The following is a 26,403-nucleotide window of genomic DNA, read 5'->3' on the forward strand; positions in this document are numbered from 1 at the left end:
ATGCGTGAGGCAATGCTTCGGGATGCTCCCGGGATTTTTATGCTACGGTCCGTACGACCCTGCAATGACACTGCATAACAGGACTGTTCGCCGTGACGTCCGCGAGCTCGGGGCGCTTCTGGGAGACGTCCTCGAGGATCAGACCTCGCGACGGGCGTTCGAGACCGTCGAATCGTGCCGGACCACCGCGATCGACTACCGCTCGGGGGACCTCGAGTCCCGCGAGCCCCTGGCTACGGAGCTCAACAACCTCTCGCCCCATCAGCAGCGAGTCGTCGCCAGGGCCTTTACCACGTACTTCGAGCTGATCAACCTCGCCGAGGAACGCGAACGCGTCCGCTCGATCCGAACCGGTTCCCAGGAGGAGACCCTCGAGGACAGTCTGGAGACGGCCGCGGCCGAGCTCGCCGAGACCGACGTCGAGACGGTCCAGCAGGTCCTCGACGACGTGCTGATCGAACCGACGTTCACCGCCCACCCGACGGAGGCCCGGCGCAAGACGGTCAAATCGAAGCTGCGGACGATCGCCACCCACCTCGAGACCCTGGACGAACGGCTGCTGACCGACAAGGAGCGCGATCAGGTCTGGCGGGACGTCGACGCCGAGGTGACGAGCCTCTGGCAGACTCCCCAGGTCCGCAAGCGCCAGCCGGAGGTCGCCGACGAGGCCCGCAACGTCCAGTGGTACCTAGAGAACACGCTGTTCGACGTCGTCGGCGAGGTGTACGACGAACTCGACGACGCCATCGACGAGGCGGTCGGCCACAGCCTCGAGATTCCGAAGCTGTTCGAGTTTCGCTCGTGGGCCGGCAGCGACCGTGACGGCAACCCCTACGTAACCCCCGAGGTGACCGCGAACACCCTCGAGCGCCAACGGGAGGTCGTTCTCGAGCAGTACCGCACTCAGCTCAAGCGACTCTCGGGCGTGTTGAGCCAGGACGGGAGCCGGATCGACGTCGGGCCGGAGTTCGAGGCCAGCCTCGAGGACGACCGAGAGCTGCTTCCCGGTAGCGCCCGCACCGCACAGGACCGATACCCGGGCGAGCCGTACCGTCAGAAGCTCAAGCTCATGCGAGAGCGTCTCGATCGCGTCGGTGACGTCCGTCCAGGCGGCTACGACGAGGTCGACGAGCTGCTCGAGGACCTCGAGGTCGTCGCCAAGAGTCTGCGGAACAACGGCGCCGAGAGCGTCGTCGACGCCCACGTCGATCCGATCCGGCGGCGGGTCGCCACGTTCGGCTTCTCGCTCGCCAGTATGGACCTGCGGGACCACCAGCAGAAACACACCGACGCCATCGCCGCGGCACTGGAGCGCGAGGGGATCGACTACCACGGGCTCGACGAGGACGAGCGCGTCGAACTCCTGACCGACGCCGTCCTGCAGGATGACCCGGTGATCGACCTCACCGACACCGACGGGCTCTCGGAGGACTCCGAGCGGGTACTGACGCTGTTCGACGAGCTCGGCGACTGGCAGACCGAGTACGGCGTCCACGCGATCGACACCTACGCCATCTCGATGACCGAAGAGCCCAGCCACGTCCTCGAGGTCCTCTTCCTCGCCGACCAGGCCGGCGTCGTCTCCCTGCCCGAACACTGCGGGCTCGACATCGTCCCGCTGCTCGAGACCGAGTACGCGCTCTCGGGCGCCCGCCGGATCATGGGGACGCTGTTCGAGAACGAGGCGTACGTCCAGGCCCTCGAGGCTCGCGGCGACACGCAGGAGATTATGCTCGGCTACTCCGACTCGAACAAGGAGAACGGCTTCCTCGCGGCGAACTGGTCCCTGTACAAAAACCAGCGCCGACTGGGCGAGATCTGCGACGACTACGACGTGACGATGCGGCTGTTCCACGGCCGCGGGGGCTCGATCTCGCGAGGCGGCGGACCGATGAACGAGGCGCTGCTCGCGCTGCCGAACTCGACGGTGACGGGCCAGGTCAAGTTCACCGAACAGGGTGAGGCGATCGCCGAGAAGTACGGCAACCCACGGATCGCCGAGCGCAACATCGAGCAGATGTTGAACGCCCAGCTCCGGGCCCGCCTCTACGCCGAGCAACGGCCAGAGGAGGCGATCGAAGAGGAGTGGATCGAGGCGATGGAGACGATGGCCGACGCCGCCCGCCAGGAGTACCGCGACCTCTTAGAGAGCGAGGGGTTCGTCCGGTACTTCGAGCAGGCGACGCCGATCACCGTTATCGAGGATCTCGACCTCGGCTCCAGACCCGCCTCGCGATCCGGCGAGCGCACCGTCGAGGACCTGCGGGCGATCCCGTGGGTGTTCTCCTGGACGCAGTCGCGGTGTATCCTGCCGGGCTGGTACGCCCTCGCGACGGGGATCGATGCCTACCTCGAGGACGGTGGCTCCGAGGAGACCCTCCAGGAGATGTACGAGGAGTGGGCGTTCTTCCGCACGACGCTTGACAACGCCGCGCTCTCGCTGTCCCGGACCGAACTCGAGATCGCCGAGACCTACGCGGGAATGGCCGACGCCGACCTCCGCGATCGGTTCTTCCCGCGGCTGAGCGAGGAGTACGAGCGTGCGGCCGAGCTAGTGACGACGATCGGTGGGCGCGAGGAGCTTCACACCCGCGACTGGCTCGGCGAGAACCTCGAGCGACGAAACCCCTACGTCGATCCGCTGAACCTGCTGCAGGTCTACCTGCTCGATCGCACCCACCGCACCGACATCGAGGAGCGAACCCTGCGACTGACGGTGAAGGGGATCGCCGCGGGGATGAAGAACACCGGATAGGCGCTGATGAAACCCTCAACCGGTGAGAGGGTTTGCGTGTCGTGTTGCATGCAGAGGAGGTACACAGCACGGAGAGGAGTTCGGCGATTCCAGAGAGCGTAACAGTTGGATATACACAAAGAGTAATTTTCGATTAGATACAGGTAGTATACGATGACTGACGAGGATCCGATTGCTGCGGCTGAAGCCGAAGCGGATGGCGTCTCTCCTCCACCGACACCAGAGGGGTACAACGACCCCTATCAGTTCGAGTATCCCAAACTGGTCCTCGTTGTGGGTTCGACGGTACTCGGGATCCTCTCGGTCGTCGTCTACGGGTGGCTTTTGCTCCAGTTACAGGGCCAGGAGGCACTGGTTTTCGTCTTCGAAATCGAGACGGAGGAGGGGATCGGCACCGGCTTCGATCTCGTCTGGATGGCGATCCCCCTGGTAGTCGCGTTTCTGACCGTCGCCGTGGTCCACGAACTGCTCCACGGCGTGGTGTTCCAGCGCTACGGCTACGACGTGAACTACGGTGTCTACTGGCAGTTTGGGGCGGTGTACGCAGCGGTGTTTCACCAGTTCCATACCCGCGAGCACAATCTTTGGGTTGGGATCGCACCGTTGACGATTATTACGGTCGTCTGTCTGCCGTTGCTCGCGGTGCCCAACTCGTTGGTTGCCACGTCGGCATTGTTCGCCCTGGCATTGAATACCGGCGGTTCGATGGGCGACATCTACGCTTTCTGGCGGTTCTATCGGATGCCCCAGGGAACAGTCTTCTACGATGTCAACATAGATACCATGTACGTGTTCGAACCGAACTGATGTGCCAAAGACGCAGGGGTGTTTTATCCTTCATCGCGGTTCTTCTTATCTCCGCGCTTGTAGACAAGATAGCCGAGGCCAACGAACACGGTGAGGGCAAGCAAGTCGCCAGCGATGATCGACGCTACAACCTCCGTTCCGTGTTCGGCAAAGGCCTCACCCCACCTGGCATTCAGCGCGAAATTCGCTCCGCCAGCACCCATCAGGGCAATTCCAGCGATCTGATATGCATTGAGAGCATCTAGTGCCATCTGTGTATATCGCGCGTTATATCTCAATAGAGTTATTTAATTTTGCCGCCGCTGCATACGCGCTCTGTATGCAGCGTGCGATTTCTATCAATCACGCATGGTTTTCAACAGAGCCATCTGTCCACGACTCACGACCTCAGCCTCCTGCCATGTGACGAGAGTCTTACAACTCGTAGATAACAAACGGGCTATGGAAGTCACCCATGCTCAACGAGAAATGCGTACAGTATATGCCAACGGAACCATTGGGCAAGCTGTTTCGGGTGTGGTTTGGCTACTCTCTGCTAGCCTCGGGACGTTGCTATCGGTTCAGGTCGGGATTATTACACTCGTGATCGGAGGAATTTTTATCTTTCCACTCACACAACTTGTACTACGAATCAGTGGTCGCCCAACTACGGTTCATAGCGAAAACCCGCTCAGTGGGCTGGCGATGCAAGTCGCTTTCATCGTCCCAATTTTGATTCCAGTCATCGGTGCAGCGACTATTTACAACGTAAATTGGTTCTACCCAGCGTTTCTACTTGTCGTTGGAGCTCACTATCTTCCGTTCGTATTTTATACGGAATGCGGATCTACGCTGTCTTGGCCGCTGTGTTGATTGGAGGTGGTATCGCGATCGGGTAGATGCTACCAGACAGTTTCAGTATCGGTGGTTGGTTCGGTGCGGCTTCCCTCCTGTCGTTTCCGATGTTTAATTCGCGATCGACGTCTCACTGACTTCTGTCCATCAGTATCAGTACACGGCTCCTATCGGTGTCAACGGTTTTCACCGGTGCCACAGGATAATTGTCCGGCTATTCCGCCGCGGGAGATCCCATCGCCCGTCACGAATCACCGGACTCCGATACCTCGAGCGTCGGTACCGGCACGCTCTCGAGGACGCTCTCGACGACTGCGCTTTTTTCTACCCGGTTGACCGTCGCGTCGGGGGTCAACACGAGCCGGTGGGCGAGGACGGGTTCCGCAACTCGCTTGATGTCGTCGGGCGTGACGTACTCCCGACCGACCAGCGCCGCGTACGCGCGGGCGGCCTCGAACAGCCGCTGGGTGCCCCGCGGGGAGACGCCGACCTCCACGCGGCCGTCGGTGCGGGTCTCGCGGGCGACGGCCGTGACGTACTCGAGCAGGTCCGCCTCGACCCGGACCGTCTCGGGAACCTGTCGGAGCGCGTCGATCTTTTCGGGCTCGAGCACCGTCGAGACGGTCGGACTTCCCTCTTCGCGGCTCGCGCGTCGTCGCAGCAGTTCGACCTCGCCCTCGGCGTCGGGGTACCCCATCGACGTCTTGACGAGGAAGCGATCGACCTGCGCCTCGGGAAGGGGGAACGTTCCCTCCTGCTCGACGGGGTTCTGGGTCGCGATGACGAAGAACGGATCGGGCAGCGGGCGCGTCTCGCCGTCGACGGTGACCTGGCCCTCCTCCATGGCCTCGAGCAATGCGGCCTGGGTTTTCGGCGGCGCGCGGTTGATCTCGTCGGCGAGCACGATGTTGGCAAAGAGCGGGCCCTCGTTGAACTCGAAGCTTCGGTCGCGCTCGTCGAAAACGTGCGTACCCGTGACGTCGGTCGGTAACAGATCGGGCGTGAACTGAATCCGGGAGAACGAAAGTCCGAGCGCAGTAGCAACGCTGCGAGCCGTCAGCGTCTTGCCCGTCCCGGGGACATCCTCGAGGAGAACGTGGCCCCGTCCGACGACGCCGACGAGGACCTCCTCGAGGAAGTCGCGGTCACAGACGACGGCGTCGCCGATCTCCTCGAGGACTGCCGAACACTCGCGGCTGGCCTGGGTGACGTCCATGGCGTCGACCTCGGAGGCTCGCGTGAAACGTCTTTCCCCCGGCTGTCACGTCCGCAAGCCATCGGTTCCCAGACGGCGCGACGATTCGAAACGGATAAAAACGTCACCGCGGTAGATAGGGGTGAGCCGAGATAGCCTAGCCCGGCCAAGGCGGCAGATTCGAAATCTGCTGTCCTCACGGACTCGGGAGTTCAAATCTCCCTCTCGGCGCTTTTGCAGCGACCACAACCGACGAGCGACGCGTAGCGGCGCGAGTCATCTGGTCGCTGTAAACGACGTCAGAGATTTGAATTAGACCGAGGTTCTGCGCTTCGCGCAGGTTCTCGGGCGTAGTTCAAATCTCCCTCTCGGCGCTTTTGAAGCAACAACCCCGTGAGCGACGCGTAGCGGCGCGAACTACTCGTTGCTGCAAAGCGACGACGGAATTTGAACTAGAGAGTGAAGCGAGCGCCGCGAGCGAAACGACCGTGGTTCAAATCTCCCTCTCGGCGCTTTTCAGCAGCACAGAAACGACATTGGGGAGTTTGAACCAGGGAGTGACGCGAGCGGAATTTCTGTGGTTCAACTCGCGCTAACGTCCGAAACGGTGACGGTCAAACTGAGCGTGAGACTTAATATCAACAAAAATAGAAGTAAGCTGATACTTCAGCACACTAATTACATTAGCACACAAAGTACGTTATATGCCCGTGAGTATCGACGAGTTCGAATCCGGTGACCTCCCACAGGGCCCGAGCGTACCGGAAGCGGTGGTCACCTACCTGTACGGACAGCGGGACAAAGCCTTCACTCGAGCCGAAATCGCGGCAGCGATCGATGCCGATCCAAACACCGTCGGAACCGCTCTCTCGAGGCTCAAAGAACGCAACCTCGTGCGACACAAAGGCGAGTATTGGGCCCTCACAGAGGATGAGGACCGAGTTGCCGCAGCATATGATCTTCGTACTGCGAGCGCTCGTCTCGATGAGGACGATGGCGGTATCGATCCCGAAGGGTGGGATGCGGCCGCTCCCGATACACCACACCCGAACGAGGACTCCTAATCGATACGGCCCGAACGAGGTGATGTCGTTCGAAGCCGAGATCCGTTTAAACTCGGTAGTGAGAAACAGCGGCCGTGGCTGGTCGTTAGCAACCGGAAGCATCCGTTCAGCGAGGAACAGTATCTTGCAGTCGCGATCTCGGCCAAGGAGTACGATCACTCCATCGCGCTTCGGCCAGCGGTTTGGGAGACGGGTGGTGTCCCGCGAGAGTTCTTTGCCTCTCCGTGGGCGGTACACTCTCCGCGTCGTGAGGACCTCGTTGCGTGGCAAGGCCGTCTCACCGGGAGCTGCACCGAGCGTATCGTGGACGTAGTTCAGACCTATCTCCGTTAGGAGCTTTCTTTTCTCACGTTTCGAGTCGTCAGCGCCGCGAGGAAGACCGTGAAGCGGCGATCATGGATACGTAGCGGGTTGTCGCTCTTCACTAAGCAGCCCTCGACGATTCGTTCGCCGCACAGAGAGGAGTCTCCACAGGAGTCTGGGAGCGAAGTAACTGTCCGACTGCTGCTCCGAATGGTGCGCGCCGTATCGACTACGGATCTCGATTCGGAATCCACCGAGCGGTCCGCTCGAGCCCTCCACCGACCGTTCGGCTCCGTACTACTCGCCGACCTCGGTATGGGAACCCATCACTCGCAGGGGACCGCTTTATCCCTGCAGCTATGGGAGGGAGTCCCGAGCGGACCCAATGTCAGAAATGAGCAACTTCCCGACGGCGAGACGAGGTGAGCGACCACGATGAGTTCCGACGAGGAGGGCGGCCTCGGGGACGACCCGTTCCACCCACTCGGAGACGCCGCCGAGGAGGACTTCCGGGCCATGCTCGAGGAGACCGAGTACGACGCCGATCTCGGGATGGCGATGGCCGAGGACGCCATGCGGGTCACGAAGGGCGAGCTCTCGGAGGCCGCGTTCCACGAGCGGTATCACGAGGACGTCCTCGAGGAGTTCGGCGAGGACGAGCGGCCGACGAAGGAGGCCTACGAGAACGCTAAACGGGAGGCGAAGGGCACGCTCTCGGGAATGCTCGAGCGGTTCGGAGACGGCGGCGAGGACTCGCGCCGAGGGGCGATGAAGAAGATGGGTGCCGGTGCAGCCGCCGTCGGACTGGGCGCCTGGGGCACGGCTGAGAACGGGGACGGGGCGGAACCCGGCATCGTCGCGGCCCAAAACGAAGGCGAGGATGGGGAAGATGGTGACGGCGTTCAGTGGGGGATGGCGCTCGACCTCGAGACCTGCGACGGCTGTCTCTCCTGTGTGGTCGCGTGCAACCAGGAGCACAACTGGAACGAGGGGGCGAACTGGATCTACATCCTCGCCTACGATGACGGCACCGTCGAGTCGCCCGACGCCGACGACTTCGAGGGGACGCGGGATTTCAACTATCTGATCCGACCCTGCCAGCACTGTACGGACGCCCCCTGCGAGAAGGTGTGCCCGACGACGGCACGTCACACCCGCGACGAGGGCGGGCTCGTGCTCACCGACTACGACGTCTGCATCGGCTGTCGGTACTGCCAGGTCGCCTGTCCCTACGGCGTCAACTACTTCCAGTGGGGCGAACCCGACGTCGACGCCCCCTCCGAGGAGCTCGAGGAGGAGATGATGTTCGACCAGCGTGACCGCTGGGTCAGCGGCCGGGGTCCTCGCGGCGTCATGGAGAAGTGCGTCTTCGATCCGGCCCGTCAGGACGGCAACATGGGCGACGAGATGGTCGGCACGACGGCCTGCGAGGAGGCCTGTCCGCCGGGGGCGATTCAGTTTGGCGACATGAACGATCCCGACAGCGACCCCCGCCGCTACGTCGACAACGTCCCGCTCGCTCGCGCCATCGAACACGACCCGGACGACGAGGAGCTACAGGACGCCATCGCCGTCCTCGAGGGCGAGGAGGAGCCCGCCGAGGAGGACGACGAGGACGGGCTGACCGAAGAGGAGGCCGAGCGGCTCCTACGGGGCGAGTACGGCGAGCCCGACTCGACGTTCCGGCTCCTCCAGGAGTACAACACCGATCCGAACGTCCTCTACCTCGGCAACGAGCCGGGGCCGGACGCCGAGCAGGTTCCAGGCCCGGTCGCCTACGACGACGTCGGACAGCTCGACAACCGCAAGGACGTCCTCGACGAGGGAACCGTCGGCGACACGGATCTCTCGCTGTGAGGGCGGCCTTCGAGAGCTTCATGTCGCTCGAGGGGAATCCCCCGGTATGGAACTCCGCCAGCGCGTCGCGGTCGGGACGCTGTGGGTCGCCGTCGCGGCGTTGATCGCGTACATGCTGTACCCGGTGACGGCGTTCGGGATCGACGCGGTACTCCAGCTGTTCGTGCTCGTCTTCACACTCTTTCTCGCGGGCGTCTACCTGTTCAACCCCTGGGGCGTGCTCGATCGTCAGCCCTTCCACTAAAAATCGAGTCGTGCCGATGTCGGGACGAAGTACTGCCCGTCAGCCCGGAAGCCCGCGAGCCGTCCCGCGGTCGTGCCGGGAGATCGAAACAGCAGCCCGCCTCATACGGATTGCTGTACCGATGTCCCGGCGCAACCGCCGCACGGGTCGCGGGTACGCCGGGACTGACGTACAGTGAACCGTATCAGTCGTCGGCCGGTGCGAGCGGCTGGGTGTCATGACCGAGCAGCCGATCCAGCGCGTCGACCATCGCTTCGACGCTCGCCCGCGTGATGTCGGCCTCGCTACGGGCGACGGTCACGGAGTGATCGTCCCGAACCATCGTTACCTCGACGGTAACGACGGCATCGGTCCCGCCGGTGACGGCGTCGACGTGGTAGGACTCGAGTTCGGCGTCGGCCATCGAGCCAAGCGCCTCCCGGACCGCAGAGACGGCGGCGTCGACGGGTCCGGAACCGGTACCGCTGGCGACCCGTTCCTCGCCGTCGACATCGAGGCGGATGCTCGCGGTAGGAACCGCGCCACCGCTGGTCGCGGTGAGGTCCAGCAGTTCGACGACGCGCTCGCGGTCGTCACCGGTGACGTCCTCGGCGATCGCCAGCAGGTCCGCGTCCGTAACCCGGCGGCCACGATCACCGAGTTCGGTGACGCGGGTGGCGATCTCGGCGACTTCGTCGCCGCTGGCCTCGACGCCGTGTTCCTCGAGCGTCGCCGCGACGCCGGCCCGGCCCGTGTGTTTACCCAGTGCGAGCCGCCGTTCTCGCCCGACGGTTTCGGGCGCGTAGGGCTCGTACATCTTGTCGTCCTTGAGGGTGCCGTCGGTGTGGATCCCGCTCTCGTGGGTGAAGGCGTTCTCGCCGACGACGGCCTTGTTCGGCGGTAGCGGGACGCCCGTCGCCCGCGAGACGCGCTGTGCGAGGTCGTACAGCTCCTCGAGCGCGACCGTCTCGACGCCGTAGACGTGCTCGAGGGCGATCGCGACCTCCTCCAGGGCGACGTTGCCGGCGCGCTCGCCCAGTCCGTTGACCGTGCAGTGAACGAGGTCTGCACCAGCCGAGACCGCCGAGATCGCGTTCGCGACGCCCAGACCCAGATCGTCGTGGGTGTGGGCGCTGACGGGACCCAGTTCGGCCAGACGGGAGACGGCCTCGGCGGTGCGCTCGGGACCCGTGTGGCCGACGGTGTCGGCGAAGCAGGTCCGATCGGCGCCCGCATCGAGGGCCGTCCCCATCAGCTCCTCGAGGTAGTCCAGATCGGCCCGGGAGCCGTCCTCGCCAATGACCTCGACCCAGAGGTCGTGGTCGGTGGCGTACTCGACGAGATCGGCCGTCTTCGCGAGGTTGTCCTCGCGGGAGGTGCCGACCTTCCCCTCGACGTGGCGGTCGCTGGCGGGGACGACGACGTGGACGCCGTCGACGTCACAGTCGAGCGCGAGGTCGACGTCGCCGGCCATCCCGCGACAGAAGCTCGTGACCGTCGCCTCGAGGTCGAGGTCGGTCACCCGCGAGATCGCCTGTCGCTCGCCCGCGCCGGTACAGGCGCTGCCGGCCTCGACGACCGAGACGCCGGCTCGCTCGAGCCCGCGGGCGATCTCGACCTTTTCGTCGGGGGAAAGCGAGACACCCGGGGCTTGTTCGCCGTCGCGAAGCGTCGTATCGAGAAGGCGCACTGTACGGTCGGCTGCGATCGTCTGCTCCGGAGTCGTAGTCACGAAGGAAGGGTTATTTCCGCCCTGGAATTTCGCGCCCAGCCGGGTTGCCCCGACTTCCTCTATCCTCGGACTCCGGCGTTGAGAACGAATCTCGTGCCATCGTATCCCGACCTATTCGGACGGGACGACTTAACCTCGCCGGTCACGGCACCATCTGCATCCATTAACGAACTGTCACATCGGCGTCGGTGTTCGACGCGAGGGACCCCAACGACCATCGGGGAGCCCAGCGTAGCCCACGGCATGGACCCTACGCTGGAGCCGCTCGCGCGGTCGCTCCGTTCGGCACCCGTCGTCGACCGCGACGGCTACGACTACTTCGTCCACGGCGTCACCGACGGCATTCCGATCGTCGAGCCCGAGGTCCTCGAGGCCGTTGCCGCCGGCTTCCGCGAGCGGATCGACTTCGAAAACATCGACGTCCTCGTCGCGCCCGAGGCGATGGGGATCCATCACGCGACGGCGCTCTCGACGGCGACCCGGATCCCCTTCGTCGTCGTCCGCAAGCGCGCCTACGGCTTCCCGGACGAGGTCGCGATCCACCAGAAGACCGGCTACGGCGAGAGCGAACTCTTCCTGAACGGGGTCGAGGCCGGCGATCGGGTCGTCCTCGTCGACGACGTCCTCTCGACGGGCCACACGATCGAGGCCGTCTGTGCGGCCCTCGAGGACGTCGGCGCGGACCTCGTCGACGTCGCGGTCGTCCTCCGGCGCGTCGACCGCGACCGCGAAACCTTCGATAGATCGGTAACGGCTCTGTTCGATGTCCGGGTCGTCGACGGCAGACTCGAGATCGCCGAGTGATCAGGCCGATTCGAGAACCAGCTCGTCGCCGGGCTCGACGCCGTCGGCTGCCCCGGCGGGCAGCTCGAGCAGCAGGTCGGCCCGCTCACGGGCGATCCCCCGCCATGGCTGGAGCCGTTCGACGCGCTCGACGACGCCGTCGACGACCCAGATCACGTCGAGCGGAACGAACACGAACAGCATGTGGACGTCGCGAGGCCGCGCCGACCCGAACCGGAACGCGAGCGCGTATCCCTCGGGAAGCGAGCGACAGAACATGAGCCCGCGGAGCTGAGCTGGCGCGGAGTCTGCCGTCTCGACGGTCCCGGCCAGCTGGCGGGCTGCTCCTGTCTTCGGGTGGTGGCGCAGTCGCACGGCCTCGAGTGCCCACCGCGGCGGTAAAAGCTTCCCGTCGAACTCGAGCGGTGAGCGGTGAGTGGCGAGGGATTGAAACGTCGCGCTCGCCAACGGGACGGCGATGGAGAAAACGCCGCGAGGAACGTCCGTCGGCGTCGACGACCCCTACGCATTCGCCGGCGTCTGCGACCGCTGTACCGACGACGGACGGTGTCGGTACGCCTTCGAACGGCCCGACGCTGACCCGGCGTTCGCCCGCGAGCGCGCAGCCGAGGAGTACGCCTGTCCCGTCCACGACCCCGAGCGCGAGGAGACGCCGGCCGACTGTCCCCACTTTCGGTCGCGAAACCGCGATCGGGAGTGTGTCCGCTGTGGCCTCGAGGAGAAACGGCTGGCTCACGACGACGAGCGACCGCTGCTCGAGGAACACCACCTCTCGTACGCCGACGGGAGCGCGTCGGCGAGCGAGCCCGACGAACTCTCACATGAGATCACGGTCTATCTCTGTCGGTGGTGTCACGCGAAGGTCCACAGCTCGTGGGCCCGTCTCACCGACGACGTCACACCGGAGCCGGAGGCAGTCGCCGAACTCGAGGGCCGACGCGGACGCGAACTGGACGAGCTCGGGTTCGAGTCGGCGGCCGAACGATACGACGCCGACGAATAAGCGTCCCGCTGTGGGTCGTCGAACGCAGTCACACGATCGCGCGAGAACGTACGGTCGATGTGAGAACGGAACTCAGTTGTTCCCGCGCGGCAGGATGTCGCCGACCCGCCGGGGCTCGCCCTGCAGGTTCGGCTGCTCGGCGACGATCTTGAGCACCTCGTGGTCGGTCACGTCGTAGTAGGATTTTTCGGTGGCTTCCTCGATGAGTTCCCGCTCGAGGCGGAACTCGGTGCCTTCGTACACGACATCGACTCCATCGTCGTCGAACGCAAGCGTCGTCATACTCGACCGTAGGCGATCCCCCGATAAAAACCGGACGCCTGTGGTCGCGCAGACTCGGACGCTGCCGCACCCGCCGTCGAATCGCGCGAGATTTATTACCTGGTACTCACATTGATTGCGAACGTGGCGTTTCGCAGGGATCCGCTCGACGAACTCGTCGTCCCCGACGGGACCGAAGCCAAGGAGGTCGCCCTCGAGACCGACGGTGACGTCCTCGTCGGCGCCCGCTCGACCGTCGAGTTCGGCGTTCGCGGCCGGAACGTCCTCGCGGGCGAGAGCGCCGAGTTCGGCGGGGACATCGAGGCCGAGGCCGACTGTCGGCTCGACATGTGGTGTGACGTCGCCGACAACGTTCTGGTGGGTCAGGACGCCTACATCGGCGAGCGCGTCCACATCGGCGGCGAGATGAAGGTCGCCGGCGACCTCGATATCGGCGACGACGTCGAGATCGACGAGGGGTTCGAGGCCAACGGCTGGATCGTTATCCGGAACCCGATGCCGACGATCGTCTTTCTGTTCGTCTACCTCAAACAGCTCCTGTTGATCGGCGAGGAGGACGCGGCCCAGCGGCTCGTCTCCCAGCTCGTCGACGACGATGAGGACGAGGACGAAGACGCCGAGGCGGAGCCGGTTCCCGACCCACTGATCGTCCCCCGTAACGCGACGGTGAGCGACGACGCCTGGCGCGTCTCGACGCCCGCGACGATCGGTGACGACTGTCGGCTCCACGGCAACATCCGCGCCGAGTCGATCGACGTCGGCGAGGACTGCAATATCTTCGGCAGCCTGCGGGCCCGCGAGGACGTGACCGTCGGCGAGGGGACCCGCATCCACGGCGATCTGACCACTCGCAGCGGCGACGTCGTCGTCGAGCCCGGCGCGCGGATCCTGGGTGACGTCTCCTGTTCGGACCTTGAGCTGGGTCCGGGCGCCGAGGTCGACGGCTCGATCCGGGCCGACGGCGAGATCACGATGGGGACGACCGAGCGCGACCTCGAGTAATCGGGACGCGGTTGCAAGCACGGGAGGTCGCCTTCGAGACACGTTCTCGATACGTTCGAGGCTGAGAACCCGGCGTTCGTCCACCGGGAGGAGTCGGAAGTCCTCGACCGAGCGGTTTCGATCGTCTCGGATCGATTTCCAACCGATCTCTCTCCTGGCGATTTCGACCCGCATTCTTAATAGTGTCAGTTGCGTTAGCACGAGTCGAGTATGGTGCGAGAGATCAATTACCAAAGAGAGGTGAGATCGTGCGATCGATCGTGTTGACGAAAGGCGTACCGGACTTCTCGGAGGGCGCGGTCTCCTTCGACGAGGACGGCCACCTGGAACGGGGGAAGACGCCGACGGTGATGAACCCCAACGACGCGTTCGCGCTCGAGGCGGCACTCCAGACTCGAGTCCGCCACGGGGGTCACGTCAGCGGGATGAGCATGGGGCCGCCCGGCTACGCCGAGGTGCTCGAGGGGGCGATGGAGTCGGTATACACCGACGACAGCTACCTGCTCTCCGACCGGGAGCTCGCGGCCTCCGACACGTGGGCGACGGCGATCACCGTCAGCTCGGGGATCGAGAAGTACCGCGAGGAGGTCGCCGACGTCGACCTCGTCTTCGCGGGGTTCAAAACCGCTGACGGAGAGACCGGTCAGACCGGGCCCCAGACGTGCTGGGCCCTCGAGTGGCCGATCGTCACCCACGTCATCGCGCTGGATATCGACCCCGACGAACGCCGACTCCGCGCGAAGCGACTCGTCGAGGGCGACGTCGACGAGATCGAAACCGTCGAGGCGCCCCTGCCATGTATGGTCGTCACCGATCCGGAGTTCGAGCCCACCTATCGGAAGGCTGCCCACAGGCTGACCCACAAACGGCTTCGGGCGGAGACACAAGAGCGGGCCGCCGAGCACGACGAGCACCTGACGACGTGGGATCACGCCGATCTCAATCTCGATCCAGACTACATCGGGCTCGACGGCTCGCCGACGATCGTCTCCTCGGTCGACCCGATCCCGAAGGCGCCCTCCGAGCGGGAGGCGACGATGATCGACCCCGACGACGGCGCGGCGATGGAGCCCGTCCTCGAGGAACTGCAACCGTTTGCGGGAGGTGACTGACGATGGCACTCGATCCCGACGAGTACACAGCCGACGAACTGGGTGAGGAGCTCGAGACGCTCGACGACGTCGACGAACTGCAGACGGTCCTCGAGGCCGAACAGGCGGGCAAGGACCGCAAGACCGCCCGCGAGGCGATCCACCGTCGGCTCGAGGCGCTCGGCGAAGCGGGCGAGGCCGAGGGGCTCGAGGGTGACACCGAGACGGAAGGCGAGTACGAGGAGACGAAAGAAGACGTCGGCGACGAAGCGGAAGGCGAGGAGGTAGAGAAGGTCGACGAAGGAGACGAAGACGCAGGCGCGGACGACGAATCGGCAGCCGAGGGCGAGGAAGAGGACGACGGCCTCTCCCACCCGACGCGGGACAAGAAACACGTTCGGGCGCTCGACGGCGGCGAGTACGCCGATATGTGGGTGTTCTGCGAAACTCAGCAGGGAGAGCTGCTCGAGGTCTCGCGGGAGATGCTCGGCAAGGCTCGAGAGCTGATGGACCAGTTCGAGGAGGACTACGGAAGCGAGGAGCGCGTCGTCGCCTTCCTCATGGGTGACGACTGCGAGGACCTGGCCGAGAAGTGTATCGCCTACGGCGCCGACGTCGCGGTCTACCACGACGATACTCGTCTCGAGCGGTTCCTGCACAAGCCCTACACGGAGATCGCGGCCCACATGGCCCGCGGCCAGGGGACGGTCGAGAGCACCGACTGGCGCGAGTACGACGAGCCCCGCTACGTCCTGTTCCCGGCGACGAACAACGGGCGGGATCTCTCGGCGAAGGTGCAGGCCGAGCTCGACTCCGGGCTCGCCTCCGACTGTTCGGACCTCTACATCGAGGAGAACGAGGTTTCCAATCCGGTCAAGACCGGCGAGCCGGGGGTCAAGAAGACCTTCGAGAAGGTCCTGCACATGAAACGGCCCGACTTCTCGGGGTTCGAGTACTCCACGATCCTCTGTCTCGACAATCCGGGTCGGGACTTCCACCCGCAGGGGGCCTCGATCATTCCCGGGAGTTTCGACCCGATCGAACCCGATTACGATCGGGAGGGGCTCGTGATCGAGCACGACATGGAGCTCGAGGATGACTGGTTCCGCGTCGAAATCACCGAGCACGATCAGCTCGAGGCCGGGATCGACCTGGCCGGCCACGAGGTGATCGTCTGTCTGGGTCGGGGGATCGCCGACGACCCAACCAGGGGGATGGAGCTCGGGCTCGAGCTCGTCGGCGCCTTCGAGGACGCCGAACTCGGCATCACACGGGGGATCGTCACCTCGGCCTACCAGTTCGAGGGCCACGTCGAGGAGTACTCGAAGGAGGAACGCCAGATCGGCGAAACCGGCCAAGTCGTCGCTCCCGACCTCTACATCGCCGCGGGCGTCTCCGGGGCGGTCCAGCACAAGGTCGGGATGGACGAGTCCGACACGATCGTCGCGATCAACACGGATTCCGACGCGCGGATCCGGGACTTCAGCGACTACTACATCGAGGGCGACCTGTTCGAGGTCCTCCCCAGGCTCACGGCAGCGGTCGAATCCGGGGAGACGAGACTCGAGGCCGTCGCCGACGGGAGTGGGGGTGACCAGCAATGAGCGAGTACGAACACTACGAGGCCGTCGTGGTCGGCTGCGGTCCGGGCGGTGCGGCCGCCGCGGCCAGGCTCGCCGAACACGGCGTCGAGACGCTCGTCCTCGAGCGGGGCGTCGAGGCGGGCTCGAAGAACGTCTCCGGCGGGCTGATCTACGCCGAGGACTCGGCCCCCTACACGATCGACGGCCTGTTCGACGGCTTCCGCGAGGAAGCAGCCGAACGCCCCGTCACCGACTACCGGATCCACAACATCGCCGGCGACAAGGTCAAGACGTACGACCTAACCGACCTCCACGAGCACGACACCGACTGGTGTGACGCCGTGCTCCGCCGGAAGATGGACTCCTGGCTCGAGGCCCGAGTCCACGAGAAGACCAGCGAGACGGGCGGGGGCGTCCTGACGAACGTTCGGGTGAACGGCCTCCTCCGAGAAGACGGTGAGATCGTCGGCGTCACCTGCGACGAACTCGACCCGATCGAGGCCGACCTGATCGTCGCCGCCGACGGCGTCAACTCCGAGCTGGCCCGTGAGGCCGGGCTCATGGACTGGGAGGAGCCCGACGAGTGGTTCCAGGGCGTCAAGGCCGTCGTCGATATGGATCCCGAGGCGGTCAACCACCGGTTCGGGATCGACGACAACGAGGGGGTTGCCCACCTGTTCTCGGGCGATCTCTTCGAGGACGTCCGCGGCGGTGGCTTTCTCTACACCAACGAGGAGTCGCTGTCGATCGGGACCGTCTTCCACCTCGATAGCCTCGTCGCCGAGCAGGCCGAACCCCACGAGCTGCTCGACGCCCTGCTGACCCATCCCGTGATGGCCCACTGGATCGGCGACGGGTACGACGAGCGGGAGTACGCCGCGAAGCTCGTCCCCGACTCGAAGAAGGTCGCCCACCGCGAGCCCTATCGGGATCGGCTCGTCCTCGTGGGCGACGCCGCCGGCCAGATGCAGGCCCAGGGGCCGATCATCAAGGGGATGAACCACGCCGTTACGGCCGGGGCGCTGGCGGCCGACGCCTTCGCGATCACGCGGGGCAACGCCGACCCCGAGGCCGCGGGACGGCGCTACGCGAAACTGCTCGAGGACTCGGGGACGATGGCAAAGCTCCGCCCGAAGCAGTACGAACTCGCCCGGACCGTCGGCGAGCGCGAGACGGTCACGAACGTCGTCGACCGGGTCCTCGAGTCCCCGCTCGGAAGCGTCGCGCTCGGGAACCCGCTGGCCGATCGCGTCCTCGAGCGGGCGTACAACTCGCCGTTCCTGGTGTCGATGCTACCCGACACCCGGACCGGGTACACGACGGTGCCGACGGTGATCGGCGAGGCCCGCGGGAAGAGCATCCGCTGGAAGAACGACGCCGAGCCGCCGACCCTCGAGGAACGGATCGGCGACCTCACCTACGACACCGACGTCGGCAACCCCCACATCGAGCTGCGCGATGCCTCCGTCAAGGCCAGCGGAGCCGCCGTCTACGCCTGCCCCGTCAGCGCCGAGGCGTTCGGTGGGGGCTGTTACCGCACGGAGCAGGTGAAGACGAACGGCGACGAGGAAACCCTCGTCAGCCTCGACACCCAGCCCTGCGTCGAGTGTGGCACCTGCGCGATCGTCGCCGACACTGCCTGGGAGCACCCCCGCGGCGGGAAGGGCGTCGAGTACCGCCAAGGGTGATGAGTCGGTACGGACCCAGGATCGCCGCGCTCGCCCGACGGGCCGAACGCGACCGGAAACGCCTCGAGACAGAGGAGTCGGCCGCTGACCCTGAAGCCGCCCGCGAGTACCTCCGCGAGGGGGCGGGCCAGGCGATCTGGTGTTACGTCGAGGCCAGAACCGGCGGCCGGCTCGTCGCGTTCTCGGAAGCCGAGTTTGCGGCCATAGAGCGGGCGATGAACGACTGGCTCGAGTGTTACGCCCGGTGTCACGGCGTCGAACTCGAGGCCGACTTTACGGTCCGCCAGGCCGCTGAGCTGTTGCTCGAGACGCGCAACGTCGTCGATACGGCCCAGCTGCTGACGGGCGTTCCCGAGCGGCGAACCCGATCGGCGAGGGCGAGTCGGTAGTCGTCGGTGCGCCGAGGATCGACTCGCCGACGGCGGGCCGAGGGTTGACTCGAGGGGTCGGACGCGAACGTTCGCTACAGACGCTCGTCAGCCCGAACAGGTCGCCGAGATCGTCGATCGGTCGACGGTTTCGCCCGCCCAGCGCGCGTACAGGTCGTAGCGCACGCCGGACGGCGGCTCCGAACCGTGCCGCCAGGTGATCGTCGTCTCGGCCTCGGTGACCGCCGTTGCGGCTCGGATAGTTCCGTCCGTCGCTCTGACCTCGAGGAGGTCGACCGAGTCGGGATCCGTCTCGAGGACGGCGCTGATTCCGAAGTCGGTCTCCGAATCGGCCGCGAGCCGTTCGGATCGAACGGTCAGTTGACTGATCGCCTCGGTCTCGAACGGCGTCTCGTTCGGGAACGAACACTCCGTACTCGACTCGCTGGACGTTTGACCCAGGCAGCCTCCAGTTACGGCAACAGCTGCGACGCCGCTGCCGAGCACAGTGCGTCGGCTTATCGAACTATATTTTTCCATCCTTCAATAGAAACAATTTAAGCTCGCGTTCAAAAGTGTATGCCATTCCCAGTCACTTCCCCATCTGGAGACGTAGGTATCGTCCGTCGTAATCAGTGTGAGCCCGTTCATGAGTACAGTACCGTCATCGCCCGTCGTACAGCCTCTAAACAGAAGATCGTACGAGGAACCATATCCTGTCGAGGTCCAGGCGGACGGTTTGATTGTTCCACCGCCAGCATTAATCGTGGTTTCGAGACTCATTAGCCCACGGGAAACTTCGATATCGATCGGCATCCCATCAGAAGAAATCGTATCCTGAGGCTCGTACGTATACAACTCCTTACTTGAGGGGAGATCAATCCCATTATCCATCTCTTCTACTTTCGTGTTCGTCGTAGCATCGGAGAAATCCGACCGCGACATATGCCAGATCGAAAAGACGTTCTTCCCGTCCGGATCAGTATATTCTCCTTCGTACAGGGTCGCCATATGCCGCGTCGATCCCATTTATTGGCCTGTATTGTCCGAGTGAATTTCCTTAACATCTGAATCCCATGTTTCCTGGCGTGCGAAGTTTCTCTCACTCGGACTGGAGTTCGAGAGGGAGTCGACGCTGTTGTCGTCGTCAAAACTGGCTGTACCAGCCTGTTCTGGAACGGGAACGTCTGGTGGTAGCAGTCTTCGAGCCTGTCCTGGTGGGTTGTTTCGGACTACGTCACTCACGTACTGCCCAAACTCGTTGTTCGACATAGCATTGTTTGCAGACAGAGTCATCGATCCCGATACTGAACCCGTCTCTGCGCCCTCATCCGTGTCTGCATCGGCTGATACAGTTCCAATCGCTGTGCCAGTAAACCCGACTACGCTCGTCGCTTTCAGTACGCTACGTCTGGTCAGTGGGTTATCCCTTCTACCCATACCCACACATATTCTACTATTGATATTTAAAATAAAAACTCATTATATTTTTCTAGTAATTCTGATGGGAAGTACTTTGTGGAATAAGAAACCAGTTTTACTGAGAAGCTGGCAGTCGATCCATACGTCCTAGAACAGCCGTAACGGATCAAGTTGCTAGTTACAAAATCGTCAGTAGATGAGTTCGTCGTCGTTCTCGACCATGTAAAGGGTGCGGGCGGCGATGTTGACCGCGTGGTCGCCGACCCGCTCCAAGTCCCGGATCGTCAGCAGCAGCCGCGAGACGTCCTGCAGGATCCGCTCGACCTCGTCTGGTGAGTCGAGCTCCCGTTCGATCAGGTCCCGGACGACGACCCCGCTTGCCCGCTCGGCGAACTGATCGACGTTGTCGTCGCGCTCCGCGAGCTCCCGGCAGGCATCGGTGTCCTCCTCGTCGTACGCGAGCATCGCGTCCTCGATCATCTCGAGGGTCAGCTCGCCCATCGCCTGGACGTCGACGTCCGGAAACCGGTCGTGTTTGGCCTCGTGGGTGTACTCGCCGAGGTTGACCGCGAGATCCCCGATCCGCTCCAAGTCGGTGATGATTTTGAACGTCGAGGCGATAAAGCGCAGGTCGCTGGCGACGGGCTGTTGGAGCGCCAGCAGCTCGATACACTCCTGCTCGAGGTCGAGGTACAGCTCGTTGACCTCGCTGTCGCCCTCCATTACCTGCGTGGCGAGCTCCGTGTCCTTCTGCTCGAGGGCGGACAGTCCCATTCGGAGCCGCTCCATGACGACCTCGCTCATGTAGAGGACGTCACCGCGGAGCTCCGTGAGTTTCTCCTGATACGACTTTCTGGCCATACCAGACACAGTTCGTTCCGTCTTGATGTAGCTTGCGCCTGTAGCACCACCGACCCGGCCGCAAACCGAAGCGTACGGTATCAAATAGAGTGATCTCGATGCTGTGGTCTATCGAACGAGCGGCCGTTCTCGGGGATCGGGAGAACGGACTGGACGACCGAACTCGACCGAAGCGATCAACCGAACTTGCCGGTGATGTAGTCCTCGACCCGGTCGCTTTCGGGGTTTTCGAAGATCTTGTTCGTGTCGTCGAACTCGACGAGGTGGCCTCCGGTGAGGAAGACGGCGGTCTTATCGGAGATCCGGGCCGCCTGCTGCATGTTGTGGGTGACGATCGCGACGGTGTACTCCTGGGCGAGTTCCTCGACCAAGTCCTCGATCTTCGAGGTCGCGACGGGATCCAGCGCGGAGGCGGGTTCGTCCATCAGGATAACCTCCGGATCGGTCGCGATCGCGCGGGCGATACAGAGCCGCTGTTGTTGTCCGCCCGAGAGGTCGAGACCGCTCTCGTCTAGCTTGTCTTCGACCTCGTCGATAAGCGCGGCGCGCTCGAGTGCCTGGTGAACCTTCTCCTCGATATCGTCGTCTTTCCCCTGGACGCGCAGGCCGTAGGCGACGTTGTCGAAGATCGACTTGGGGAACGGGTTGGGCTTCTGGAAGACCATGCCGATCTTTCGCCGGAGGGCGACGGGGTCGACGTCGTCGTCGTAGATGTTCTTTCCGTGGAAGTGGAGTTCGCCCTCAACGCGAGCGACGTCGATCAGGTCGTTCATCCGGTTGATCGACCGCAGGAAGGTGGACTTCCCGCAGCCCGAGGGGCCGATGAGGGCCGTCACCTGCTTCTCGGGAATGTCCATGTTGATCCCCTGAAGGGCCTGCGTGTCTCCGTAGAAGACGTCGAGATCTCGAGACTCGATGATCGCGTCGTCGACACGAGGCGAGCCGAGCGGTCTGTCGGCGGCCGACATCTCGGCTCCGGAGTCGGCGCCAGCGTCGGTCGTTCGTTCGGCTGCCGTCGTCTCGGCCGCCTTCGAGCCGCTGTTTGCAGTCATGCCGGTTGTCTCGGCATTGGTGCTGAGCAAGTTACCTATTGCGAAACGCCCGCGGTCGGAGCCGACCGATGCGAGCGTCGATCGTAGCCCGGTTCGTCGGTCGCCCGTCTCGTCGCTCATCACGTCGGTGAAGGCGTGGTATCCCTAAATACCATGCTATGTCCTCTATATAGTGCTATAGTTTTTACCGACTCTCTGGCGGCTGGCTCCCTCTGTCGCCCGCTCCGGGGAATATGCGGCGATCGACCGAACGGAGCGGAGTATAGAGGCAGTGCGTTACAGAGATTCGAGGAGAAAGCCCACGACTTCAGTCGTGGAAGGAAGTCAGGCTCGCCGATCGTACTTGTTTCGGATGAGGACGGCGGCCGCGTTCATCAACAGGAGAATCGTCAGGAGCACGACGATCCCCGCGGCGGCGATATGCTGGAACGCCGCGTCGGGCTGGGAGGCCCACTCGAAGATCATCATCGGCATCGCGCTGAACGCACCCGTCGGCGAGGTCAGATCCGGTGGCGTGAACATCGAGACCGCCGCGCCGACCATCAGGATCGGGGCCGTCTCACCGATCGCGCGGGACAGCGAGAGGATGATCCCCGTCATGATGCCGGGAACCGCTTCCGGGAGCACGACGTTGCGAATCGTCTGCCACTTCGTCGCCCCGGTCCCGTAGGAGGCCTGGCGCATCGAGTCCGGTACCGCACGGAGCGATTCCTGGGAGGAGACGATGACGATCGGCAGGATGAGCAGCGTCAGCGTCAACGCACCAGCGATCAGGCTCGCGCCCGTCTGGAGCGCCCGGACGAACATCGCGAGGCCGAGCAGGCCGTAGACGATCGAGGGGACGCCCGCCAGATTCGTGATGTTGGCCTCGATGAACCGCGTGAGGCGGCTGTCGGGGGCGTACTCCTCGAGATAGATCGCCGCACCCACGCCCAGGAAGAGCGTGAACACCGCCGTCAGCACGATCAGGTAGATCGAGCCGACGATGGCCGGATACATCCCGGCGGGTCCGGTGTCGAGAGCGCCGTAGTTTTCGGGGTCGAAGTGCTCGGCGACCTGCGAGGGCGGGTAGGTAAGGAACTCCCAGGTGAGCCACCCCCACGACTCGTAGATCACGTCCGCAAGCAGGGCGATCAGGGCGACGATGCCGACCATCGCCGCGGAGACGCACAGCCCGAGGAAGACCTTCCCGTAGAGACGTTTGCGCTCGATGGCCGATCCGTCGAACTCGAACTCCCCGTCGGTATCCGTGCTCATTGGTACTCCTCCCGGTAGCGCGACCGAACCCACATGCTCAGGACGTTCATCGCGAACGTCATCGCGAACAGCGTCAGCCCGACGGCGAACAGGCTCTGGTACTGGATCGAACCGACCGAAACGTCGCTGATCCCGACCTGAACCATGTACGCCGTCATCGTCTGCATCTCCTCTAGAGGATTCGTGGTGATCTGGGGCAACATCCCCATCGCGAGCGCGACGGCCATCGTCTCGCCGATTGCCCGCGAGAGTCCGAGGACGTAGGCGGCGAGGATCCCCGATAGCGACGCGGGGAGGACGACCTGCGTCGACACCTCGAGTTTCGTCGCGCCGAGCCCGTAGGCGGCGTTGCGAAGCGAGTCCGGCACCGCGCTCATCGCGTCCTCGGAGAGCGAGGAGATCATCGGGATGATCATGATCCCGACGACGATCGCGGCCGACGTCGCGTTGAACGTCCCCGTCTGCGGGAAGAAGAACTGGATGATCGGCGTGATAAACGAGAGCGCGAAGAAGCCGTAGACGATCGTCGGGATCCCGGCGAGGATCTCGAGGATCGGCTTGAGCGTGCGGCGCACGCGCTCGTCGGCGTACTCCGAGAGGTAGATCGCGGTCAGCGTGCCGACGGGGACCGCGATCAGCGCCGAGCCGACGGTGACCACGAGCGTCCCCCAGACCAGCGGGAGCACGCCGTAGCTCGTCGGCTCGATCAGCGGCGACCAGTCGGTGCCAAACAGGAACTCGGTGACGGTTACCTGCGCGGCGAGCCCCTCGCCGATCGCGTCGGCGGCGCCGCCGACCGAGCCGGCCGAGACGGCGTCGCCGAGCAGTTCGACCAGCGTCGCCTGCCGGAAGAAGCCGACGGCGCCGTTGATCAACACGAGGATGATCGCGATCGTCGTCAGCACGGTGACGAACGCACAGGAGAAGAAGGCGTACCGGGCGACCCGATCGCCGAGCGTGCCGACGTCGTTGCCGTTTCGAGAGAGGTCCATCCGTTCGGAGCTCATGCGTACCTCTCGATCGCTTCCTCGAGTTCCGCGCGCTGTTCTTCGAGAACGTCGTCGGGGATCCCGTAGAAGCCGACGTCGAGGGCCGTCTCCTGGGTGTTATCGAGGTAGAATCGCATGAACTCCCGGAACTCCTCCCGGGCGAGCTCTTGAAGGTTCACGTAGACGTACATCGGCCGCGACAGCGGCGAGTAGCTGCCGTCCTCGATCGTCTCTTCGGTCGGCTCGATCGGTCCGTCGCCGTCGTCGATGGCGATCAGGTCGACCTCGTCCTCGTTCTCGTAGTAGAAGCCGGCGCCGCCGAAGCCGACGGCGTGTTCGTTGCCCCGAACGCCTCGGACGATCATGTTCGTGTCGGCGGTGCCGGTGTAGTCCGAGCGGATGTTCCCGGACTCGCCGTTGACCGCCTCGGTGAAGTAGTCGAACGTGCCGGAGGCGGAGTCCCGGCCGTAGAAGCTGATCTCCTCGTCCGGCCACTCCTCGTCGAGATCGCTCCAGGTTTCGATCGCCGAGCCGCTCTCCCAGAGTGCGTTGAGCTCTTCGGTCGTCAACTCTTCACACCAGTCGTTGTCCGGGTGTTTCATGATCGCGATCCCGTCCATCACGACCTCGAGTTCGAGCCACTCGACGCCGTTGTCGGCACAGAGTTGCTCCTCTTCCTCGTAGATCTCGCGGCTCGCGTCGCTGAGGTGGATCTCGTCGCGACAGAGGCTCTGAAAGCCGGCGCCCGTTCCGGAGCCGCTGACCGAGACGCGAACCTGGTTGTTCTCCCACTGAAACCGCCTCGCGACCGCGGCACTGTTCGGCAACAGCGTGTCCGAGCCGTCGACGACGATCTCGCCCTCGAGACCGCTGTCCTGGCCGCGGACGAGACACCCCGCCAGGCTCGTCAGCCCCGCCCCGGCGGTACCGAGCAGTACGTGGCGACGCGAGAGCGCACCGCCAGAACCGGATCCCGGATCGTTTCCCATCAGTGCTCTCCTAGCGGATGGCGTCTAAGTACCCTGCTATGTTTTCTATATATTTCTATGTTCGACACCAGTTCACAGTATCGGGGAAGCCATCGAGACGAGCCAGGCGGCACGAACGGCCCCGGTCGACGGTTGGATCCGGCAGCTCGAGGCTCTATAGATCGGTGGCGTTTATACGTTCAGCACCTAACCCCGGGGTATGGAAACCCGCAAAGTGCAGGTGACTGGCGGCTCTACGTACACGGTTTCATTGCCGAAGAGCTGGGCGACCGAAAACGGCGTCAGCGCCGGTACCACCGTCGAGTGTTATCCGGAGGACGACTCGCTGCTGCTGACGCCGGCCAGCGACGTCGACCGCCAGGAGGGAACCCTCGACGTCTCCGACCTCGAGGGCGAGCGACTCACCCGGGCGGTGATGACGATGTACGTCAGCGGGTTCGACATCATCCGCCTCGAGGCGACCCGGATCACGACCGACCAGCGCCGCGCGATCCGCGATGCGACCCAAAGCCTCGTCGGCGTCGAGGTTCTCGAGGAGACGACCGACAGCGTCGTCATCCAGGACTTGCTCGACTCCTCCGAACTCTCGATCGTCAACGCCGTCTCGCGGATGCGCCTGATCGCGACCTCGATGCTCTCCGACGCGGTCACCGCTCTCGTCGAGAACGACGACGACATCGCACAGGACGTCATCGAGCGCGACGACGACGTCGACCGCCTCTGGCTGGTCGTCTCGCGAATCTTCCGGGCGACGCTTCGCTCGCCCCGGGCCGCCGAGGAGCTCGGCGTTCCCCGCGAGGACTGTTTCGACTTCCACTCGAGCGCCCGCCAGCTCGAGCGCGTCGCCGACCACGCCGCCAAGATTTCGAACCTCGCGCTCAAGCTCGAGGCGATCCCCGAGGAGGTCGCCGAGGCGCTGATCGCCCTGCGGACGGATGCCGCCGACGTCCTCGAGAAGGCGATGGACGCGCTGTTCGCCGAGGAGACCGAGGAGGCGAACCGGCTCGGCCACGCGGCCCGCGAGGCCGTCCTCGAAATCGACGAACACACCCGCTACATCGACGACATCCTTCGGGATCTCGAGCCGGTGCAGGCCCAGTCGCTGGGGCTGATCGTCGACTCGCTGTCCAGAAGCGCCGACTACGGCGGCAACATCGCCGAGACCGCACTGCAGAAGGCGGCGCCGCGCCCCTGAGCTCGAGTCCCGGCTCTCACACTGCGGTCGTCGATACGGACCCGTAC

Annotated in this window: 26 protein-coding genes and 1 tRNA gene; 15 read left to right on the forward strand and 12 right to left on the reverse strand. The window is 64.2% G+C overall.

The annotated features are described in order from the left end of the window. Nucleotides 1-64: 64 nt before the first annotated feature. Both ppc and QA600_RS09985 read left to right on the forward strand, forming a co-directional pair. The gene (gene ppc, locus QA600_RS09980) at nt 65-2,755 is read left to right on the forward strand and encodes a phosphoenolpyruvate carboxylase (protein ID WP_278291790.1); all 2,691 of its coding nucleotides are present in this window, start codon (nt 65-67) and stop codon (nt 2,753-2,755) included. 153 nt (nt 2,756-2,908) lie between these two features. Continuing rightward, a complete protein-coding gene (locus QA600_RS09985; protein ID WP_278291791.1) occupies nt 2,909-3,562 on the forward strand; it encodes a DUF3267 domain-containing protein in 654 nt (217 codons plus the stop codon). 23 nt (nt 3,563-3,585) lie between these two features. On the opposite strand, the gene QA600_RS09990 is transcribed toward QA600_RS09985, so the two are convergent. After that, nucleotides 3,586-3,813, reverse strand: coding sequence for a hypothetical protein (locus QA600_RS09990; RefSeq protein ID WP_278291792.1), 228 nt, complete (start codon nt 3,811-3,813; stop codon nt 3,586-3,588). A gap of 190 nt (nt 3,814-4,003) precedes the next feature. Between QA600_RS09990 and QA600_RS09995 the strand changes: the two genes are divergently transcribed. Then, complete coding sequence (locus QA600_RS09995) at nt 4,004-4,414, forward strand: hypothetical protein (protein ID WP_278291793.1); 411 nt, start codon at nt 4,004-4,006, stop codon at nt 4,412-4,414. A gap of 226 nt (nt 4,415-4,640) precedes the next feature. Here the strand turns inward: QA600_RS09995 and QA600_RS10000 are convergent, their stop codons facing one another. Next, a complete protein-coding gene (locus QA600_RS10000; RefSeq protein ID WP_278291794.1) occupies nt 4,641-5,612 on the reverse strand; it encodes a MoxR family ATPase in 972 nt (323 codons plus the stop codon). Nucleotides 5,613-5,737: 125 nt separating this feature from the next. On the opposite strand from QA600_RS10000, the gene QA600_RS10005 reads away from it, so the two are divergent. The 4 genes from QA600_RS10005 to QA600_RS10020 all read left to right on the forward strand — a co-directional run bounded on the left by QA600_RS10005 (nt 5,738) and on the right by QA600_RS10020 (nt 9,059). After that, nucleotides 5,738-5,822: transfer RNA gene (locus tag QA600_RS10005), tRNA-Ser, on the forward strand. Nucleotides 5,823-6,295: 473 nt separating this feature from the next. After that, nucleotides 6,296-6,655: a hypothetical protein gene (locus tag QA600_RS10010; RefSeq protein ID WP_278291795.1), complete on the forward strand. Its 360-nt coding sequence runs from the start codon at nt 6,296-6,298 to the stop codon at nt 6,653-6,655. 738 nt (nt 6,656-7,393) lie between these two features. After that, complete coding sequence (locus tag QA600_RS10015) at nt 7,394-8,815, forward strand: 4Fe-4S ferredoxin N-terminal domain-containing protein (RefSeq protein ID WP_278291796.1); 1,422 nt, start codon at nt 7,394-7,396, stop codon at nt 8,813-8,815. A gap of 46 nt (nt 8,816-8,861) precedes the next feature. Next, on the forward strand, nt 8,862-9,059 hold the full coding sequence (locus QA600_RS10020; RefSeq protein ID WP_278291797.1) for a hypothetical protein: 198 nt from the start codon (nt 8,862-8,864) through the stop codon (nt 9,057-9,059). Between the two features lie 184 nt (nt 9,060-9,243). On the opposite strand, the gene QA600_RS10025 is transcribed toward QA600_RS10020, so the two are convergent. After that, nucleotides 9,244-10,770, reverse strand: a complete 1,527-nt coding sequence (locus tag QA600_RS10025) for a (R)-citramalate synthase (protein WP_278291798.1) — start codon at nt 10,768-10,770, stop codon at nt 9,244-9,246. 243 nt (nt 10,771-11,013) lie between these two features. On the opposite strand from QA600_RS10025, the gene hpt reads away from it, so the two are divergent. Next, nucleotides 11,014-11,574: a hypoxanthine/guanine phosphoribosyltransferase gene (hpt, locus tag QA600_RS10030; RefSeq protein WP_278291799.1), complete on the forward strand. Its 561-nt coding sequence runs from the start codon at nt 11,014-11,016 to the stop codon at nt 11,572-11,574. On the opposite strand, the gene QA600_RS10035 is transcribed toward hpt, so the two are convergent. After that, nucleotides 11,575-11,928: a DUF192 domain-containing protein gene (locus tag QA600_RS10035; protein WP_278291800.1), complete on the reverse strand. Its 354-nt coding sequence runs from the start codon at nt 11,926-11,928 to the stop codon at nt 11,575-11,577. 103 nt (nt 11,929-12,031) lie between these two features. Between QA600_RS10035 and QA600_RS10040 the strand changes: the two genes are divergently transcribed. Then, nucleotides 12,032-12,577, forward strand: coding sequence for a hypothetical protein (locus QA600_RS10040; RefSeq protein ID WP_278291801.1), 546 nt, complete (start codon nt 12,032-12,034; stop codon nt 12,575-12,577). A gap of 72 nt (nt 12,578-12,649) precedes the next feature. Here the strand turns inward: QA600_RS10040 and QA600_RS10045 are convergent, their stop codons facing one another. Continuing rightward, nucleotides 12,650-12,859 carry a DUF5800 family protein gene (locus QA600_RS10045; RefSeq protein WP_005555805.1) on the reverse strand — a complete coding sequence of 70 codons (210 nt, stop codon included), beginning with the start codon at nt 12,857-12,859 and terminating at the stop codon, nt 12,650-12,652. 123 nt (nt 12,860-12,982) lie between these two features. On the opposite strand from QA600_RS10045, the gene QA600_RS10050 reads away from it, so the two are divergent. The 5 genes from QA600_RS10050 (at nt 12,983) to QA600_RS10070 (ending at nt 18,612) form a co-directional block, all read left to right on the forward strand. Beyond that, a complete protein-coding gene (locus QA600_RS10050) occupies nt 12,983-13,861 on the forward strand; it encodes a polymer-forming cytoskeletal protein (protein WP_278291802.1) in 879 nt (292 codons plus the stop codon). Nucleotides 13,862-14,109: 248 nt separating this feature from the next. Beyond that, nucleotides 14,110-14,973, forward strand: a complete 864-nt coding sequence (locus tag QA600_RS10055) for an electron transfer flavoprotein subunit beta/FixA family protein (protein WP_278291804.1) — start codon at nt 14,110-14,112, stop codon at nt 14,971-14,973. A gap of 2 nt (nt 14,974-14,975) precedes the next feature. Then, nucleotides 14,976-16,556, forward strand: a complete 1,581-nt coding sequence (locus tag QA600_RS10060; protein WP_278291805.1) for an electron transfer flavoprotein subunit alpha/FixB family protein — start codon at nt 14,976-14,978, stop codon at nt 16,554-16,556. Further along, the gene (locus tag QA600_RS10065; protein WP_278291806.1) at nt 16,553-18,223 is read left to right on the forward strand and encodes an FAD-dependent monooxygenase; all 1,671 of its coding nucleotides are present in this window, start codon (nt 16,553-16,555) and stop codon (nt 18,221-18,223) included. The genes QA600_RS10060 and QA600_RS10065 overlap by 4 nt, the downstream gene beginning before the upstream one ends. Continuing rightward, the gene (locus QA600_RS10070; RefSeq protein WP_278291807.1) at nt 18,223-18,612 is read left to right on the forward strand and encodes a hypothetical protein; all 390 of its coding nucleotides are present in this window, start codon (nt 18,223-18,225) and stop codon (nt 18,610-18,612) included. Before QA600_RS10065 ends, QA600_RS10070 begins: the two co-directional genes overlap by 1 nt. A gap of 87 nt (nt 18,613-18,699) precedes the next feature. On the opposite strand, the gene QA600_RS10075 is transcribed toward QA600_RS10070, so the two are convergent. The 7 genes from QA600_RS10075 to QA600_RS10105 form a co-directional block, all read right to left on the reverse strand. Continuing rightward, nucleotides 18,700-19,131, reverse strand: coding sequence for a hypothetical protein (locus QA600_RS10075; protein ID WP_278291808.1), 432 nt, complete (start codon nt 19,129-19,131; stop codon nt 18,700-18,702). A 3-nt stretch (nt 19,132-19,134) separates the two neighbouring features. Continuing rightward, a complete protein-coding gene (locus QA600_RS10080) occupies nt 19,135-19,602 on the reverse strand; it encodes a hypothetical protein (RefSeq protein ID WP_278291809.1) in 468 nt (155 codons plus the stop codon). Between the two features lie 600 nt (nt 19,603-20,202). Beyond that, nucleotides 20,203-20,874: a phosphate signaling complex protein PhoU gene (gene phoU / locus QA600_RS10085; protein WP_278291810.1), complete on the reverse strand. Its 672-nt coding sequence runs from the start codon at nt 20,872-20,874 to the stop codon at nt 20,203-20,205. Between the two features lie 176 nt (nt 20,875-21,050). Further along, nucleotides 21,051-22,046 (reverse strand): phosphate ABC transporter ATP-binding protein PstB, encoded by a 996-nt coding sequence (gene pstB, locus QA600_RS10090; protein ID WP_278291811.1) that lies wholly within the window; start codon nt 22,044-22,046, stop codon nt 21,051-21,053. 204 nt (nt 22,047-22,250) lie between these two features. Beyond that, complete coding sequence (gene pstA / locus QA600_RS10095; protein ID WP_278291812.1) at nt 22,251-23,183, reverse strand: phosphate ABC transporter permease PstA; 933 nt, start codon at nt 23,181-23,183, stop codon at nt 22,251-22,253. Then, nucleotides 23,180-24,190: a phosphate ABC transporter permease subunit PstC gene (pstC, locus tag QA600_RS10100; protein WP_278291813.1), complete on the reverse strand. Its 1,011-nt coding sequence runs from the start codon at nt 24,188-24,190 to the stop codon at nt 23,180-23,182. Before pstC ends, pstA begins: the two co-directional genes overlap by 4 nt. Then, entirely contained in the window at nt 24,187-25,161 is a 975-nt protein-coding gene (locus QA600_RS10105) for a PstS family phosphate ABC transporter substrate-binding protein (protein WP_278291814.1), read from the reverse strand. Before QA600_RS10105 ends, pstC begins: the two co-directional genes overlap by 4 nt. Nucleotides 25,162-25,360: 199 nt before the next feature. Between QA600_RS10105 and QA600_RS10110 the strand changes: the two genes are divergently transcribed. Next, nucleotides 25,361-26,356 carry a phosphate uptake regulator PhoU gene (locus QA600_RS10110; RefSeq protein ID WP_278291815.1) on the forward strand — a complete coding sequence of 332 codons (996 nt, stop codon included), beginning with the start codon at nt 25,361-25,363 and terminating at the stop codon, nt 26,354-26,356. Nucleotides 26,357-26,403 lie beyond the last annotated feature (47 nt).

This window comes from Natronococcus sp. A-GB1 (assembly GCF_029688845.1).
Lineage (GTDB): Archaea > Halobacteriota > Halobacteria > Halobacteriales > Natrialbaceae > Natronococcus.

Excerpts from the sequence above, each read along its gene's own strand:
- ppc (WP_278291790.1), top strand. The coding sequence starts at position 65 with ATGACACTGCATAACAGGACTGTTCGCCGTGACGTCCGCGAGCTCGGG.
- QA600_RS10065 (WP_278291806.1), top strand. The coding sequence starts at position 16,553 with ATGAGCGAGTACGAACACTACGAGGCCGTCGTGGTCGGCTGCGGTCCG.
- QA600_RS10000 (WP_278291794.1), bottom strand. The coding sequence starts at position 5,612 with ATGGACGTCACCCAGGCCAGCCGCGAGTGTTCGGCAGTCCTCGAGGAG.
- QA600_RS09995 (WP_278291793.1), top strand. The coding sequence starts at position 4,004 with ATGGAAGTCACCCATGCTCAACGAGAAATGCGTACAGTATATGCCAAC.
- QA600_RS10010 (WP_278291795.1), top strand. The coding sequence starts at position 6,296 with ATGCCCGTGAGTATCGACGAGTTCGAATCCGGTGACCTCCCACAGGGC.
- QA600_RS09990 (WP_278291792.1), bottom strand. The coding sequence starts at position 3,813 with ATGGCACTAGATGCTCTCAATGCATATCAGATCGCTGGAATTGCCCTG.
- QA600_RS10080 (WP_278291809.1), bottom strand. The coding sequence starts at position 19,602 with ATGGCGACCCTGTACGAAGGAGAATATACTGATCCGGACGGGAAGAAC.
- pstA (WP_278291812.1), bottom strand. The coding sequence starts at position 23,183 with ATGAGCACGGATACCGACGGGGAGTTCGAGTTCGACGGATCGGCCATC.
- pstB (WP_278291811.1), bottom strand. The coding sequence starts at position 22,046 with ATGAGCGACGAGACGGGCGACCGACGAACCGGGCTACGATCGACGCTC.
- QA600_RS10015 (WP_278291796.1), top strand. The coding sequence starts at position 7,394 with ATGAGTTCCGACGAGGAGGGCGGCCTCGGGGACGACCCGTTCCACCCA.
- QA600_RS10070 (WP_278291807.1), top strand. The coding sequence starts at position 18,223 with ATGAGTCGGTACGGACCCAGGATCGCCGCGCTCGCCCGACGGGCCGAA.
- QA600_RS10105 (WP_278291814.1), bottom strand. The coding sequence starts at position 25,161 with ATGGGAAACGATCCGGGATCCGGTTCTGGCGGTGCGCTCTCGCGTCGC.
- QA600_RS10040 (WP_278291801.1), top strand. The coding sequence starts at position 12,032 with ATGGAGAAAACGCCGCGAGGAACGTCCGTCGGCGTCGACGACCCCTAC.
- pstC (WP_278291813.1), bottom strand. The coding sequence starts at position 24,190 with ATGAGCTCCGAACGGATGGACCTCTCTCGAAACGGCAACGACGTCGGC.
- QA600_RS09985 (WP_278291791.1), top strand. The coding sequence starts at position 2,909 with ATGACTGACGAGGATCCGATTGCTGCGGCTGAAGCCGAAGCGGATGGC.
- QA600_RS10060 (WP_278291805.1), top strand. The coding sequence starts at position 14,976 with ATGGCACTCGATCCCGACGAGTACACAGCCGACGAACTGGGTGAGGAG.
- QA600_RS10045 (WP_005555805.1), bottom strand. The coding sequence starts at position 12,859 with ATGACGACGCTTGCGTTCGACGACGATGGAGTCGATGTCGTGTACGAA.
- QA600_RS10110 (WP_278291815.1), top strand. The coding sequence starts at position 25,361 with ATGGAAACCCGCAAAGTGCAGGTGACTGGCGGCTCTACGTACACGGTT.
- hpt (WP_278291799.1), top strand. The coding sequence starts at position 11,014 with ATGGACCCTACGCTGGAGCCGCTCGCGCGGTCGCTCCGTTCGGCACCC.
- QA600_RS10075 (WP_278291808.1), bottom strand. The coding sequence starts at position 19,131 with ATGGAAAAATATAGTTCGATAAGCCGACGCACTGTGCTCGGCAGCGGC.
- phoU (WP_278291810.1), bottom strand. The coding sequence starts at position 20,874 with ATGGCCAGAAAGTCGTATCAGGAGAAACTCACGGAGCTCCGCGGTGAC.
- QA600_RS10020 (WP_278291797.1), top strand. The coding sequence starts at position 8,862 with ATGGAACTCCGCCAGCGCGTCGCGGTCGGGACGCTGTGGGTCGCCGTC.